Source organism: Mucilaginibacter sp. OAE612 (assembly GCF_041806395.1).
GTDB classification, from domain to species: Bacteria; Bacteroidota; Bacteroidia; order Sphingobacteriales; family Sphingobacteriaceae; genus Mucilaginibacter; species Mucilaginibacter rubeus.
Window position 1 is genome coordinate 4971244 of record NZ_JBGMUW010000001.1, and the last position, 16510, is coordinate 4987753.

General features: G+C 41.3%; 13 protein-coding genes. 1 reads left to right on the forward strand and 12 read right to left on the reverse strand.

Annotated elements, in window-relative coordinates:
- The first annotated feature begins 16 nt into the window (after window positions 1-16).
- Window positions 17-1675 carry an SUMF1/EgtB/PvdO family nonheme iron enzyme gene (locus ABID99_RS20460; RefSeq protein ID WP_090533880.1) on the forward strand — a complete coding sequence of 553 codons (1659 nt, stop codon included), beginning with the start codon at window positions 17-19 and terminating at the stop codon, window positions 1673-1675.
- Between the two features lie 68 nt (window positions 1676-1743).
- Here ABID99_RS20460 and ABID99_RS20465 read toward each other — a convergent pair whose 3' ends face one another.
- The 12 genes from ABID99_RS20465 to nuoL all read right to left on the reverse strand — a co-directional run bounded on the left by ABID99_RS20465 (window position 1744) and on the right by nuoL (window position 16483).
- On the reverse strand, window positions 1744-2130 hold the full coding sequence (locus tag ABID99_RS20465) for a hypothetical protein (RefSeq protein ID WP_373614964.1): 387 nt from the start codon (window positions 2128-2130) through the stop codon (window positions 1744-1746).
- 169 nt (window positions 2131-2299) lie between these two features.
- The gene (locus ABID99_RS20470) at window positions 2300-3682 is read right to left on the reverse strand and encodes a RagB/SusD family nutrient uptake outer membrane protein (protein WP_373614965.1); all 1383 of its coding nucleotides are present in this window, start codon (window positions 3680-3682) and stop codon (window positions 2300-2302) included.
- 18 nt (window positions 3683-3700) lie between these two features.
- Window positions 3701-6784, reverse strand: a complete 3084-nt coding sequence (locus tag ABID99_RS20475) for a SusC/RagA family TonB-linked outer membrane protein (RefSeq protein ID WP_373614966.1) — start codon at window positions 6782-6784, stop codon at window positions 3701-3703.
- A gap of 152 nt (window positions 6785-6936) precedes the next feature.
- A complete protein-coding gene (locus tag ABID99_RS20480; RefSeq protein WP_373614967.1) occupies window positions 6937-7437 on the reverse strand; it encodes a biotin/lipoyl-containing protein in 501 nt (166 codons plus the stop codon).
- A 218-nt stretch (window positions 7438-7655) separates the two neighbouring features.
- Entirely contained in the window at window positions 7656-8315 is a 660-nt protein-coding gene (locus ABID99_RS20485; protein WP_373614968.1) for a DUF4159 domain-containing protein, read from the reverse strand.
- Window positions 8312-9022 (reverse strand): 16S rRNA (uracil(1498)-N(3))-methyltransferase, encoded by a 711-nt coding sequence (locus tag ABID99_RS20490; RefSeq protein WP_373614969.1) that lies wholly within the window; start codon window positions 9020-9022, stop codon window positions 8312-8314. The genes ABID99_RS20485 and ABID99_RS20490 overlap by 4 nt, the downstream gene beginning before the upstream one ends.
- A gap of 14 nt (window positions 9023-9036) precedes the next feature.
- Complete coding sequence (locus ABID99_RS20495; protein WP_090533890.1) at window positions 9037-10377, reverse strand: hemolysin family protein; 1341 nt, start codon at window positions 10375-10377, stop codon at window positions 9037-9039.
- 4 nt (window positions 10378-10381) lie between these two features.
- Window positions 10382-10930: an inorganic diphosphatase gene (locus tag ABID99_RS20500; protein WP_090533892.1), complete on the reverse strand. Its 549-nt coding sequence runs from the start codon at window positions 10928-10930 to the stop codon at window positions 10382-10384.
- Between the two features lie 33 nt (window positions 10931-10963).
- On the reverse strand, window positions 10964-11608 hold the full coding sequence (locus ABID99_RS20505) for a DedA family protein (RefSeq protein ID WP_090533894.1): 645 nt from the start codon (window positions 11606-11608) through the stop codon (window positions 10964-10966).
- A gap of 55 nt (window positions 11609-11663) precedes the next feature.
- Entirely contained in the window at window positions 11664-13046 is a 1383-nt protein-coding gene (locus ABID99_RS20510; RefSeq protein ID WP_188834565.1) for an NADH-quinone oxidoreductase subunit N, read from the reverse strand.
- A gap of 22 nt (window positions 13047-13068) precedes the next feature.
- Window positions 13069-14544 (reverse strand): NuoM family protein, encoded by a 1476-nt coding sequence (locus tag ABID99_RS20515; RefSeq protein ID WP_373614972.1) that lies wholly within the window; start codon window positions 14542-14544, stop codon window positions 13069-13071.
- Window positions 14545-14569: 25 nt separating this feature from the next.
- Complete coding sequence (gene nuoL / locus ABID99_RS20520; RefSeq protein ID WP_176622465.1) at window positions 14570-16483, reverse strand: NADH-quinone oxidoreductase subunit L; 1914 nt, start codon at window positions 16481-16483, stop codon at window positions 14570-14572.
- Window positions 16484-16510: the final 27 nt, after the last annotated feature.

The window sequence follows — 16510 nt, forward strand, 5'->3', positions numbered from 1 at the left end:
ATATAACTGTAAAAATATGAAAATACTTTTTACTAAAACTGCTCTGGGATTGTTGGCTTTAGGTGCCGTGATGAGTAGCTGCAGTAAACGTGAGCAATCGCAAAAAACGGGTATAACTTATAACGATAAAAACAACGGCGGCTATGAGCGTTTCAGGCAAAGCCATCCATCTCCAGGACCCGGATTGGTGCCTATTGAGGGTGGTACTTTTGTTATGGGAGGCAGCGCCGACCAGGACATAACTTACGATTACAATAATGTACGCCGCAGGGTTACCGTACCCTCTTTTTACATGGACGAAACCGAAGTATCGAATCAGGATTGGCTTGATTACCTGCATTGGATAAACATTACTTTCCCGCAGGATCGTGAGTTATATTACAATGCGGTGCCGGATACATTGGTTTGGCGTCATCCCTTATCTTATAATGAGCCATATGTAGATAACTACCTGCGTCACCCTGCTTTTCAGGATTATCCTGTTGTAGGCGTAACCTGGGACCAGGCACAGGATTATTGCTCATGGCGCACCGACCGTACCAACGAAAACATTTTACGCGAAACCGGAAAAATGGTAGCGTGGAAAGATATGGGCAAAAAAGGCGGTGGCGGTGACGCCGGCATTGCAGCAAACGGACAGCCTTTTAATACTGATATTTACCTGAACGGCCAGATGACCGGGGCAGGCATTGATGGTAAAAAAATGATGCCTAACCTGAGCCCTAATGCCCAGGCAGGTACAGGGAAGGGCGGCAAAGCCGTTAGGCCTGTACGTATGGAAGACGGGATCCTTAAGCAAGCGTATCGCTTACCATCAGAAGCCGAATGGGAATATGCAGCATTGGCGCTTGCAGGAAACACCCAGTTTGAAAACATCGATGATGGCAAAATATATACATGGAACGGTATGGGTGTACGTTCGGCAAAAAAGAAAACACGCGGCCTGATCATGGCAAACTTTAAACGCGGCAACGGTGATAACGCCGGTGTTGGCGGTTACCTGAACGATAAGGCAGACATTACCGCCCCCGTACGTTCATATGCACCTAATGATTTTGGCTTATATAACATGGCGGGTAATGTTAACGAATGGGTTGCTGATACCTACCGCCAAACATCATTTGAGGAGTTTGAAGATTTTAACCCTTTCCGCGGTAATGAGTTTTCAAACAAACGCCTTGCAGATCCAAGCAAAGGACTTTATGCAAAAGATAAATACGGCAAGCCAATCAAAGATCCCGCACATGCCAATAAGAAACTAAAATACAGCGAACTTTTAGCTTTACAGCAACAAAATACAGTCGCGCAAAGCGCCAATCCAAACGCGCCGCTTGCAACTCCTCAAACAGGGTCATTGCCGGTTGATTCATTGCTGCCTAAAAACTCGGGTAAAGCTTACAACCCGGATGCGAGAGGCGAAAAAGACGAAGTTAATAAAGCTCTTTACGGCACAACCACGCTGGTTAATGACCATTCTAAAGTATACAAAGGTGGATCATGGAACGATATGGCGTTTTGGCTAAACCCTGCTACCCGTCGTTTTATGGATCAGGACGAGGCTAGTGCCGAGGTTGGTTTCCGCTGTGCAATGACCTTAGTTGGTGCTCCTGAAATTAACCCTAATGGCAAACCACATTACCCGGTTAAAAAAGCTAAACCGTTTAAAACAAGATAATTTTTATAGCAGATATTTGAAATAAGGCCTTTCAGTAATGAGAGGCCTTATTTGTTTTAAAGTTTTATCTATCCATCAATCGGCTCAACCCATTGGCTTCGCCAGGCGGGGGCTTCGAAGGGATCGGCAAAGTACTGTGTTTCATGTATTACCTTGTCCTCACGAAACTCCATAATGCTTACCGTGTAGACCGGCTTTTCCTGATAGTTGATCATATACTCCGTGATCCAGGTATCACCTTTTCCCAGAATCCTCCTGACACGGAAACCTGATGGTTTACCGGGATGATGCCCGCGCAAGGCCTGTAAATTAATTCGCCCAAAAATTCGCTCACCCGACTGGGGATAATCACAGATCACATCATCATCGTAAATATCATGCTCTGTGTTGATATCGCCAGCGGCCGATGCTTGCCAGTGGGCATTCAGGGCTGTAAGGATTTGCTCATCTTTCATGGTGTTTTAGGTTTTCTTGTGCTTTAGTTGATTAGTATAACTATAACAAGTTAATCACATTTAGGCAGTAATTAACAACTACAGATGTCAAAATAAAATCGATAAAAAAATCCCGGAAAACAATATGTTATCCGGGATTTTACCTTGGCTATAAAATTTCTTTTGACTATCAGTAGCCGTGATTTTGCACGAGATTCTTGTTAGCATTCATCTCTGTTTGCGGAATTGGGAACACTAATGCATCGTCATTAAACTTCAAAGCCCCAACATTCTGCTGAAGACGCTTAGCGTCATGTAAAAAGAACCCTCCTTCAAAAGCAAGTTCCAAACGCCTTTCCTTTAATATCTGAGCCAGGTTAACAGTTGCAAGGGGGGCCAATTTAGCCCTGGTTCTTATTGCGTTAATATCGGCAACTGGTGTAGCTCCTGTAGATGTTCCTAACCTGAAATTCGCTTCAGCACGAATAAGGTAAAGTTCTGCCAAACGGATAACTATTACATTTCCGTATAAGTTATCAAATTTGTCAACCCGAAGCGACCCATCCGAATCCTCATTATAAACGGCCAAACGATCATCACCCTCCTCAAAGTCGTTAAGAAAACTACTCTTTAAAGAAATGTCACCCCGGCCACCATAATCGGCAGAACCATAAAAAGTATTTAAATCATTAACTCCCTGTTGAGCAGTAACCTGTATTGCAAAAACATCTTCTGTAGTATTATCAAAATGGGTTGGATTTTGGTTTGGCAAATGAAATTCTGCTGCATAACTATCAACTAAGCTGTAAGCACCGCTGCTTATTACCTTGGTAGCTTCCTGTGCTGCTTTGGCATATTGCCCTTGCTGTAAATAAATACGGGCAAGTATAGCTGATGCAGAATAACTGCTGGCATAAAAATAAGATGAGTTTACAGTTTTAGTTGCTTTAGCTTCGGCATCAGTCAGGTCGGAAATAGCCTGTGCATAAACCGCTGCAACTGTTGCTCTGGCAGGATATGAATCGGAGCCAATTATAGTTGTAGGCTTAAGTACAATTGGAACAGCAAGATTAGTATTAGGATCGCCATCATTCCAGGCTTTACCAAATAAGCGGGCCAAATCAAAGTAAATTAAACCGCGCAAAAACTTAGCCTGCCCCTCTACTGAATTTTTATTTGCGTTGCTTACTTTATCTATATTCGCCAGCACGTTATTGGCTTGGTTATTTATCCTGTATGCATCAAGCCAAAAATTGTTGACATACTGGTTACTTATTGTAATTTTCTGGCTTACCATTTGTGTAAGGTCCTGAAAAGTGCCGGCCCAATCAATCACAGTTTGACTCGCCATTAAATCGGGCATTAAAAATACATCCCCGCCGTATACATAAGCGAGTCCTGCACGGTTATAGGTTCCAACCAGGGTACTTTGTACATCTTTTTCAGTTTTTATAGCATCTGCAGCATCTGTATAGTTAAATGGTTTAAGATCCAATTGTTTTTTACAAGCCCCTAATGTAATAACGATGCCAAAAGCTGTTATTATCTTTATATATGATCTAATTTTTTTCATCTCTGTAGTTATTAAGTATTACAATCCTATGTTCACACCAAAAGTAATTGTACGGGGCTGGGGTGCGGAGTAAAAATCAACCCCCAGGTTAATATTACTTGCCTGGTAATCTGAATTAACTTCCGGATCCCAACCTTTATATTTAGTTATCAGGAATAGATTGTAAGCGTTGACAAAAACACGGGCCCTGTCAATTTTGATTTTCGACAGAATATCTTTAGGGATATTGTAACCAAAAGCTACAGTTTTGCACCGAACATATGAGCCTCCTGATAGGTAACGGCTTGACGGACTTGCACCATTAGCATAAAACAAGCGGGGCTCAGGAATATTCGTAATATCGCCAGGTTTATTCCAATAAGCTAATTGATCAAGTGTTTGGTTATCAAACCCATTGCTTCCATTGTCGCTCATATACTGCCCGCCACTGTTATAAATTTTGTTACCAAATGCCCCCTGAAAAGTGACGGCAAGATCAAAGCCTGCATATGAAAATGTGTTGGTTATGCCACCAGTAACCTTTGGAGTTGGGTTACCTAAAACAACTCTTTCTGCTTTATTGTAATCATTCGTTTTTGTACGGTCAATAATCTTACCGTTTGCATCATGTGTATTTGTCCAGTACAATGCATCACCATTTGCCGGATCAACGCCGGCGTATTCCGGTCCGTAAAACACCCCAATTGGCTGGCCTTCGACAACCCTATTTAAATCATTAGATCCAATAATTAAACCATTTACATGGGTAACAACATTTTTATTGTATGCAATATTAAACGCGGTAGACCATTTAAACTTACCCACAAAATTATCTGAGGATACAGTTATTTCATATCCCTGGTTATATAACTTGCCGATATTTTGCGTTTGGGTGGCTATGCCCAGTGTTTGCGGCACATTTACATCAAGTAACAAATCCCTGGTGTTTTTGCGGTAATAGTCAAAAGTTGCCGTTAACCTGTTATTAAAAAAACCTAACTCTAAACCCGCATCTATCTGTGCTGTTGTTTCCCATTTTAAATTAGGATTTGCCAGTTGATAAAAACGCTGACCGGGCACGCCATTGTATCCAGCGTCACCTGAAAACAAACCTAAAGCAGCGTAGTTTGGAATTTCAGCGTTACCGGTTAAACCATAGCTTAATTTAAGTTTCAAGTTGCTCAGTGATTTTGAATCCTTCAAAAAGTCTTCCTGGCTTATTACCCAACCGGCAGAAGCAGCAGGATAAAAGCCGTACCTGTTATTTTTGCTAAACCTTGATGATGCATCGGTACGTGCGCTGGCCGATAAAAGGTATTTACTCTTATACGCGTAGTTTGCCCTGGCAAAATATGAAACGAAGCTATATTCAGACTGAGATGAATATCCTCCTGATTTAATTGCAGCAGATACTATTTGTTTGTAAGCATCTGAAGGAAACTGGTTTCCCTGAATATCATTACCCATAAAGTGGTTATATTCATAACTTGTACCCAAGGTAGCGTCCAAACTATTATCGGTCCCAAATAAAGTTTTATATGAGAAATAGTTATTTATAGTATAATGTACAATATTGGTGTTGGTGTTTTCTCCGGACCCGTTAGCCTGGCTTGTATTTCTGAAAGTTGCAACACCTGAATAGCTGTCTTCATTTTGATTTGTTTGATCAATACCAAACTCCGATCTGAAGTTTAAACCCTTTGCTATTTGCAGGTTTCCGTAAATATTTCCTAATGTTCTGTAAACGTTTGTATGGTAATACGCATTATCAACATTAATTAATGGGTTGTAATACAGCGGATAATTGCTCGAAGCTCCGGGAGGAGTACCGCTCAACAAGCCGCTGCGGGGATCAATTACGGGTGTAACCGGCGACAACGCTACTATTTGCAAAGGTGTACCAAAGGAATTATCATTATCAACCCGCTTATTTAATGAGTGAGTAAAATTAAAGTTCATACCCACATCAAGGTTTTTGTATAACTTGGTTGTCAAATTTAATCTGCCCGAAGCACGTGTGAAATTATTCCCTTTAAGGATACCTGTTTGATCAAGATATTGGCCTCCTATATAATAGGTAGTTTTTTCCGTTCCTCCCGAAATATTTAAATCATATTGTTGTTGAGGTGCATGCTGAAAAGCTTGCTTTTCCCAATCTGTATTGTTTTTTGTCCAATCTGTGCTGCCGGCTGAGTACCTGGTAAACCTGCTTTCAACAAATGATTTTTCATCTGCAATTGCGTCCTCAACAGTAGCATAAGTTGGGTTCTCCGGATCCTGATTTAAGAAATCTTGCTTACCTGCCCCTTGCGCCGCACGTTCAAATAATGCAAGCCACTGCGTTGTATTAAGGAACTTCCTGTGACGGGAAGGATTGCTTGTACCCCATTGCGCTGTTAAATTTACTTTTGCATCGCCGGCTTTACCTTTTTTAGTTGTAATAAGCAAAACACCATTAGATGCCCTCGCACCATATATGGCAGATGCAGAAGCATCTTTTAATATTTGAACTGATTCAACGTCATTAAAGTTAATGTCGGCCAACGGATCGGTAGAAGCCGAAGTAGATGATAAATCGCTGCTTGTTATAACAATACCATCAACAACAATTAATGGTTGATTGCCTGCAGTTATGGAAGCATTACCACGAATACTGATTTTAATCCCCTGCCCCAGTTTACCATTGTTGGCCTGAATGTTTACACCTGCCGCCTTACCCTGAATGGCCTGCTCAAGTGTTGTAACCGGCGTGTTCTGTATTTCTTTCGAACCAACTGTTGCTATGGACCCTGTAATAGCCTGACGCTGTTGGGTTCCGTAACCAACTACAACTACTTCTGTAAGTTGCTTAGAATCGCTCTCTAATTGCACGTTAAGTACCGAACCGGCAACAGCAAGTTCAGCTTGCTTATATCCCAAAAATCTAAAAGTTAAAACTTTTGCAGTGGCTGGAACACTGAGCTTGTAACTACCGTTGATATCGGTTTGGGTGCCCAACCCGGTTACGCCTTTTACGGTTACGCTTACTCCCGGTAAGGGCGAGCCGTCTTTCTGGTCTGTTACTTTACCTGTAATAACCCGGTTTTGAGCAAAAACCATAGCCATACAAGAAAACAGTAACATGACTGTTAGTAGATGTTTCTTCATAAAAGTTAATATTGTTAATTAAGAAAGTAAGTTCGTAAAAAAAATGTGCAGAAACAACAAAAGCCTTAAAATTACGTTCAGTTCGTTACAAAAATGTTATTATCGCATATTTAAGCTATAACACTCAGTTAAAACGACATTAAGATCTGCCCTTTTTCAACTTTATCTCCTGATTTTATTAATATCTTTTCAACAACAACATCAGCCGGCGATTTGATAATATTTTCCATTTTCATGGCTTCAAGCACAAAGAGATTATCACCTTTTTTTATGATATCTCCTTTATTTACAAACACTTTCAACACCAAACCCGGCATGGGGGCTTTTATTTCACTAATCCTGGCACTGTTTAAATCACTAAACCCAAGCTTATCAAGTAATATATCAAACTGATCTTTAGCGGTAATATGATAAATATGGTTATTAACCTTTATTTCAGCAGTTTTCTCGTTACCGTTAAAACTAACTATCTCGACATTGTATGAGCGGTTGTTTTCAATGACATGATAGATTCCGGGCCTTAATTGTTTAATATCGGCTTTACTTTTAACCCCGTTAATAAGTAGGCCTGTCGCAACGGTTCTTTCAGCTTCAATACTGTAACGGTCATTAATACTCAATTTATACATAGGATTTGGATTGAGGATAAGCGGTTTATATATTATTTGTTTAGGGGATTGGTATAAAGCTAAACATATTATATAAAAGCTGAAAGCAAAATGCAAAAAGCTTATAGCTTATAATTATTCAATTGCTTTATATATAATTTCACTTACAATGCAGCAATAAGTAAATTCGATCCCCGATAGTGTTAAAAGGGATTGAAAGCTGCGGATAAGAGCAGCTCCTATTGAGTAAAAATATACTGAATTAAATTTGCGCCCATTTTAAGAGCTTTTTGGCGGGCTTCCTGGGTATCGCCGGCATAGGTGCCATAATCCTCCCAGCCATTGCCTAAATCGCACTCATAGGTATAAAAGCAAACCAGTCTGCCCTTGTATATCAAACCAAAACCCTGAGCGCGCTTACCGTCATGTTCATGAATTTTGGGCAAGCCGTTCGGGAAGTCATATTTTTGATGGTAAATGGGGTGGTTAACAGGCAATTCAACAAAATCGAGCTCGGGAAACACCTTCTTCATTTGCGGGCGGATATATTGATCGAGCCCATAGTTATCGTCAATATGCAAAAAGCCGCCGCCGGTGAGGTATTTACGCAGGTTACGGGCTTCCTGATCGGAAAAGATCACGTTACCATGCCCTGTCATAAAAGTGAACGGATAGTTAAATAAAGAAGCACTGCCCGCCTCTACTACCTCATCGTCATCATCAAAATTGGTTTTGAGGTTTTCATTACAGAATTTGATCAGGTTAGGTAAAGCCGTGCGGTCGCCATACCAATCGCCGCCACCGCTGTATTTAAGGCGTGCAATTTTATAGGCGGGGGCATTAAAGCTGCTCATAGCTATAACCGCAAATAAAATAACCAATGCTGCTACCTTTTTCATACCCTATTTAAAAAATTTATCTCAAAACAAGCCTCTAATGCGGCGGTTTCCGTACGCAGGCGACTTGTACCTAAAGATATTGGTTTAAACCCGTTGTGCAAAGCCTTATCAATCTCAGCCGGAGCAAAATCCCCTTCCGGTCCTATCAATATTAAATAACGGCCTTGCGGGGTTATTTCGTCTTTCAGATTGAACTTCTCTCCGGGTTCGCAATGGGCAATAAACTTTTGCCCCTCAAAAGGTTTATCAAGTAGCTGATTTAGCGTTACCGGCTCATTTAATATGGGGTGATAAGCCTTAAGGGATTGCTTGATAGCCGCCGTAATAATTTTATTTAAACGCTCTGTTTTGGCTTCCTTACGTTCCGACCGCTGGGTGATAATTAATGACACCTCATCAATACCTATTTCTGTAGCTTTCTCTAAAAACCACTCCAGGCGTTCGATATTTTTGGTCGGAGCTACCGCGAGGTGCAGGTAATGGTTGCGTTTTTCAAATTCGGTAGATACGGATGTAATTTTAAGAATGGTACGCTTGGGGTGCGCGTCATGGATCAGGGCTGTGTATAAACCGCCCCTGCCGTCAATCAATTGTACCTCGTTGCCTGCTTCAAGGCGCAGCACACGTATAGCATGTTTGCTTTCCTCTTCGCTTAGAAAGTATTGGGGATGCGAGGCGTTAATATCAGGCGTATAAAAAAGTTGCATTTTGGAAAAGCAGATTAATGTAAATCTACTGCATCTTCTTCATTTATCAGTAATTCGAGTTTAACTGATTCAATATTCTGGTCGGATTTTTTCAGTACAGTGATATTGTACCCGTTCGATTCTTTCTGCTCGCCTACATCGGGGATCTTTCCGAAGATATCTCCAAGCCAGCCCGATACGGTATCAAAGTCGCCATCTTCAGGTAAATCATGTGGTAAATGCTCGTTCACATCGTAAATAGATGCAAGCGCATTAACTATAAACTCCCGCTCATTTACTTTTTCGACAATCGGCTTTTCTTCATCATACTCATCCTGGATTTCGCCAACCAATTCTTCTACAATATCCTCCAGCGTAACCATACCGGCAGTGCCGCCAAACTCGTCAAGTACAATAGCTATCTGGATACGCTTTTGCTGCAATTCGGCCATCAGATCGTTGATCTTTTTGGTTTCCGGTATGAAATATGGTTTGCGGATAATATCTTTCAGTACAATCTCCTCGTTCCGGGCCAGTAGTGGCAAAATATCCTTTGCGTGTACTATACCTATGATCTTATCTATCACATCGTCATAAACCGGCATCCGCGAATAACCTTCGTTGATGATCATATCCAGCAGCTCTTCTTTGGTTGAAGCAATATCTACTCCCGAAATTTTGGTACGTGGTACCATGATGTTTTTTACCACCCGCTCGTTAAAATCAAACACGTTCTGGATAAGTTCGTGCTCATTTGAATCAAGTGCACCAGTCTCTTTACCTTGCTCCAACAGGTATTGCAGTTCTTCCGAACTATGATGGGTTTCACTGCCTTCAACGGTGCTTATACCCAACAATTTCAGGATGAAATTTGCGAAATTATTAAGCACCCAAATAAATGGCCTAAAAACCACAAAGAAGAACCTGAGCGGCAATGAAACAGCCATCACTGTACGTACCGATTTCTGGATAGCTAACGATTTAGGCGCAAGCTCACCAAAAACTATGTGCATGATGGTAATAAAGCTGAAAGCCAGGATATGACTGGCCGTAATATAACCGGGAGAAAGAGTTATGCCTACGCTCAGGAAAGCGCGGATCACAAGGTTGGTCGCAACCTCCTCGCCCACAACACCAAGGGCCAGTGAAGCAATGGTAATACCCAGCTGTGTAGCAGCCAGGTAACCATCCAAATTATGCAGTATGCCCCTGGCAACTTTGGCTACGCCGCTGCCGCCTTTAGCCCTAATTTCAATTTGCGAACCCCGAACCCTTACCATGGCAAACTCCGCAGCTACGAAAAAGCCATTGAGTAAAACCAAAAATATGGTAGCGAAAATGTAAAATAAACTAATCTCGTAATGTGCGGGGTCCATTTATTTAAGATTGATACACAGGGAACGTAGACTTGTACAGCTCCAAACTCTCGTTTATCACTTTATGTGCGTAACGCACACCTAACAAATGTTCGATGGTTACGTTTTTGCCTTCTAATTTTTTGTAGTCTTTAAAAAAGCGAACAATTTCGGTCATGGCATGTGGAGGCAATTCGTTTAAGTCGTTAATATAATTTACCGACATGTCATTTTTAGCCACTGCAATGATCTTATCATCCTGCTCTCCGTTATCAACCATGTGCATTACACCTACTACCTTAGCCTCAATGATAGACATTGGGAAAACATCAATTGAGCAAAGTACAAGGATATCCAAAGGATCTTTATCATCGCAATAGGTTTGAGGGATAAAGCCGTAGTTAGCCGGGTACATTACAGATGAAAATAACACACGATCGAGCTTCAGCAAGCCTGATTCTTTATCAATTTCATATTTCGCTTTTGATCCTTTTGGAATTTCAATAATAGCGTTTACTATTTCAGGGATATTATCACCTGGTGAAACCTGGTGCCATGGATGCAGAGTACTCATTTATCTTTATTATATAGTATATAAAATTATTAACTAATCTATTTTTTCGTTTTTTTCACGAAGTTTCTTTTTAACATAAGCAATAACCAGCGGAATTGTTGTAATTACTATCAATCCCAGTACAATGTATTGCAGATAATCCTGCAGTTGAGGGAACCTTCGCCCTAAAAAAAAACCGCCCAGCGTAAATACACATACCCAGGCCACGCTGCCAATAAGGTTATAAACCGAAAATCTTTTAATATCAACCTTAACAACACCTGCAAATATAGGAGCAAATGTTCTAACAATAGGGAAAAATCTCCCTAAAATAAGCGCCATCCCCCCATGTTTGTTGTAAAACTCACTGGCCAGTACTACGTAGCGCCGCTTAAAAAATAGTGAGTCGTTTTTATTGAATAATACCGGCCCCGTTCGGTAACCAAACCAATACCCGGTAAAATTGCCTAATACTCCGGCGCCTATCAATGACAATACCAGCGTAGTTATAGAAACATCAACTTTACCAGCGGCACACAATAACCCAGCCATAAACAGCAGGTAATCGCCGGGCAGAAAGAAACCAAAGAATAAACCGGTTTCAGCAAAAACAACAATAAGCAAGAGATAAAAACCACCCCTGCTTATTATGGATTGTGCGTCAGTTAAATTTTGAAGGTATTCCCAGAAACTTTCCATTCACTATATCTGTAAAACTACAAATATTATATCAATTTGCAGTTATCAATACCGATTATATGAAACGGGCTATAAGATCGGGATAAACACCAATAAGGATTGTAGCGAGAGCTGAAAGTGCGAATACTACTTTATAATAAACCGGCACAGCAAGCTCTGCGCGTTCGTCGGTACGGAAGTACATGGCGATGATGACCCTGAAATAGTAAAAGATACTAATGATAGCGTTAATCACAGCTATAATAACTAAACCGATATGATAACGGCCTACCGCTCCCGAAAACATGAAGAATTTACCGATGAAGCCTGCAGTAAGCGGAATCCCCGCCAATGAAAGCATGGCTACAGTTAATACAAAGGCAAGGAACGGGTTCTTCTTACCCAAACCATTAAAACTTTCAAAGTTATCACTTCCACCTTGTTGCTGTACTAATATTAAACCGCCAAACGCGATGATTGAAGCTATCGAGTATGCTGTCGCATATACAAATACCGAATTACCTGAAGCAGCGCCTAATGACACGATTGCAAATAACAGGTAGCCGGCGTGAGAGATACTTGAAAATGCAAGCATCCTCTTAAAGCTTTGCTGATACAACGCGGTGATATTGCCTATAAATAAGGTAATAATAGTGATTACAAGTATTATTGGTGTCCAGAAGTCAGACAATGGCTGGAAACAGGCTGAAAATAAACGCAGGAAAGCTGCAAACCCCGCCGTTTTAACTACTGTAGACATGAAAGCCGTGATCAGCGTAGGCGCACCTTCGTATACATCCGGTGTCCAGAAATGAAAGGGGGCTGCACCTACTTTAAAACATAAACCTACAATGATCAGGGCTATGCCTGTATAAAACATAGGATCGATATGTGGATGGTTAATTACATACTCCCTGATAGTATCGATATTGAATGAACCTGACGATCCGTACAACAGCGCCATACCAAACAGCAGGAAACCGGTTGAAAAAGCACCCATCAAAAAGTATTTCAAAGCTGCTTCATTTGAAGCGAAATCGCTCTTTTTAATACCCGCCAGGATGTATAAGCTCACCGACATGATCTCGATGCCGATAAACAGCATCACAAGGTTATTAAACGATACCATTACGATTATGCCTGTCAGTGAAAACAGGATAATAGCATAATATTCCGCCGTGTGCCTGCTGATACGCTCAAAGTAACCTTTTGACAGCAACAGGATCAGGATAGTAGATATAATGGTAACGCTTGAAAATACAACCGAGAAATTATTGAACAACAGCATGCCGGTATAAAGCGGCTCAGCTGTATCTTTTGAAGTCCATTGGCAAATTGCAAAACCCAAGGCAGCCAGCAATCCTATAACAGTAACGGGCAGCAAAGCCTTTTGCGCTTTATATAGCCCTAAATACAGCAGCACTATAGGTAAAACAGATATGATGATTATAGTATTCATTCTTTTCTTTAAAATCTTAAACCTACATTGTAAACTTTGAACCTATCTGATTTACCAGTTGCGTTACCGCAGCTTCAGATATATGCAGAATAGGCTGAGGATAAATGCCCAATACAATAACCAGGGCACAAATGATACACAACGTTAACTTTTCAGTACCGCTAACATCAGCAAAAGTAGCTGTAAGCGGGTTGGTTTCACCCTGCATTACGTTTTTATAAAGGCGTAACATGTAAACCGCACCAAAAATGATGGTAAGACCTGCAACTGCAGCCAGTACCAGGTTTACATAATGCTGTACGCTAAAATCAAATACACCTTTCAGCAACAGGAACTCGCCAATAAAACCATTGGTAAGCGGTAATCCCACTGTACCTAATAATATGATCAGGAAACCTATTGCAAATTTAGGGGCTACCTTCGCGATACCGCCAAGCTGATCTATCTCACGGGTATTTAGCCTGCGGCTGATGATATCCCAGATAAAGAACATACCAACAACGTTAATACCGTGGTTAAGCATCTGAATCATGGCACCCTGAACACCGGCAATATTCCAGGCAAAAATACCCGCAGCAATCAGGCCAACGTGTGCTATTGATGAATAGGCCACCAGGCGTTTTCCGTCTTTTTGTTTAAAGGCGATAATAGAAGCATAAACTACACCTATAACCCCAAGGATCATGGCCAACGCCTGGAAATGATAAAAGCCAAGCGGGGCATTAGGGATCATCCAGCGGATAGCACCGTAAATACCCATTTTAAGCATGATACCTGATAACATCATGGTCCCGCCAGATGGAGCTTCGGTATAAGTATCAGGCTGCCAGGTATGGAAAGGGAACAAAGGCATCTTGATGGCAAAGGCCAGAAAAAACGCCCAGAAGATCCAGCTCTGATGTTTAACATCCAAAGTCATTTTATAGAAATTGTGGATATCAAAAGTTTTGTCGGGAGATTGGAGGTACAGGTAGATAATGCCTACCAGCATGAACAACGAACCGGCAAAGGTGTAGATGAAAAATTTAATGGTAATACGGATGCGGTTTTCACCTCCCCAAAGGGCACAAATGAAGTAGATCGGGATCAATGCCGCTTCCCATCCAACGTAAAACAAAAATCCGTCGAGGGCGGTAAATACAACCAGCATACCAGCCTGCATAAACAGAATTAGACCATAAAAGGCACCTTCGTTTTTATGTTGATGCTGATAGGTTGTTAAAATAATTAATGGTACAAGCACAGTGGTCAACAAAACCAGGATCATACTGATCCCGTCAATACCGGCACTGAAGTAAATTCCAAAACTGCTGATCCATGGCACATCAATTACAAACTGGGTTGATGCATCCGGAACAAATTTGCTTAAAAATATAAGCGCTATTACCAGTTGGGCAACAGAGAAAAATAATGCAGCATGTTTAGCTATCCCGTTTTTAAGCAGGGCAGTTATAACAGCGGCAACTATTGGCAAAAAAAGTAATATACTAACGGTCATTTTTATGTTGCTAAACGCTTATCGTTTATATTTTAGTTAATCCAAATACGCTATACAGTAATACCGCGATAATTCCCAGTACCATTATAAATATGTAGAAACCTACATTACCTGTTTGCAGCAGGCGCAAGCCTTTACTGGTTTCAATTGTTCCTCTGCCAATCCCGTTCACCAAACCATCGATACCTAAACGCTCTATGATGTTATAGAAGAAGGTTGAAAGCCAGTCGAGTGGTTTGCGAACAATCAGGTCATAAAGTTCATCAAGGTAAAACTTGTGGTATGATAAGCTGGTCAACGCCGGACGCTCTTCAGTATCGGCAACAGGTACACTACCATTTTTAGCATATTTAACATAAGCATATGCCATAGCAGCTAAAGCCAATACTACCGAAGTACCCATTAAAGCATACTCAAGTGATTCGGACAAATGATGTTCGCCCAAAATCTCATTTGATTTTTTGAAAACTGGTTCAAGGAAATGTGCCAGTTCGTGATGCCCGTGTAATACTTCCGGCACACCTATAAAACCACCAAAAAATGAAAGTATAGCCAACACAATAAGCGGAATAGTCATGGTTGGAGGCGATTCATGTAAATGATGCTCCTGCTCATGGGTACCACGGAATTTTCCGTAAAATGTAAGGTACATCATCCTGAACATGTAGAATGAGGTTAGCATAGCAGTTAATACACCTACAGCCCAGAATATAGGGCTATGGGCGTAAGCATGTGCCAGGATCTCATCTTTTGAAAAGAAACCTGCCAAAGGAGGGATACCGGCGATAGCTACAGTACCGATCATCATGGTGGTGAACGTAGTTTTGATCTTGCCTTTCAAGCCGCCCATTTTACGCATATCCTGCTCACCACTCATGGCGTGGATCACTGACCCTGCACCAAGGAATAATAAAGCTTTAAAGAAAGCGTGTGTTAACACGTGGAAGAAAGCACCTGTATAAGCACCAACACCCAGGCCTAAAAACATATACCCCAATTGAGATACTGTTGAATAAGCCAATACCTTTTTAATATCTGTTTGCGTTAACGCAATAAGTGCTGCAATAAGAGCCGTGGCCAAACCTACATAAGCAATAATCTCCATTGTATCCGGAGATAAAGTATAGAATATGTTTGAGCGGGCAATCATATAGATACCGGCTGTAACCATGGTAGCAGCGTGGATCAAAGCCGAAACTGGAGTTGGGCCGGCCATCGCATCTGGCAACCAGGTAAACAACGGCAACTGCGCAGATTTACCGCAGGCACCAATAAATAGTAAAATGGTAATGATAAACAGTGGACCAGCGCCTGATTTCATAACAGCTGCCTTCGGAAAGATCTCTGCAAACTGGATGCTACCGAAAACATAAATAATGGTGAAGATGCCTAATAAGAAACCAAGGTCACCGATACGGTTCATTACAAACGCTTTCTTCGCTGCATCTGCATAATCAGGATTGGTAAACCAGAAACCGATCAGCAGGTATGAGCACAAGCCTACGCCCTCCCATCCAATAAACATGATGAGGTAGTTTGAACCTAAAACCAGCAGCAGCATGAAGAAAACGAACAGGTTGAGATAAGCGAAAAATTTCCCGAAACCTTCGTCGTCATGCATGTAGCCAATAGAATACAGGTGGATCAGGAAGCCAACGCCTGTAATGATCAGCAGCATGATAGCGCTTAACTGATCTATAAGGAATGCGAAAGGAAATTTTAATGACCCAACCGCAAACCAGGTAAAGTAGTTGACATTAATAGGAACTCCGGTTGATTTTACCTGGAAAAAAGCTGCAATGCTTAAACCAAATGATACCAGTACAAGCAAACTGCCAATAAAGCCAATTACACTTTTTGATAATGAATTACGGCCAAGTCCGTTTATAACAAAACCGGCTAACGGTAGTATTGGAATAAGCCAGATATATTTATCCATGTTCGATGTTGTACGTTTTACGCGTTA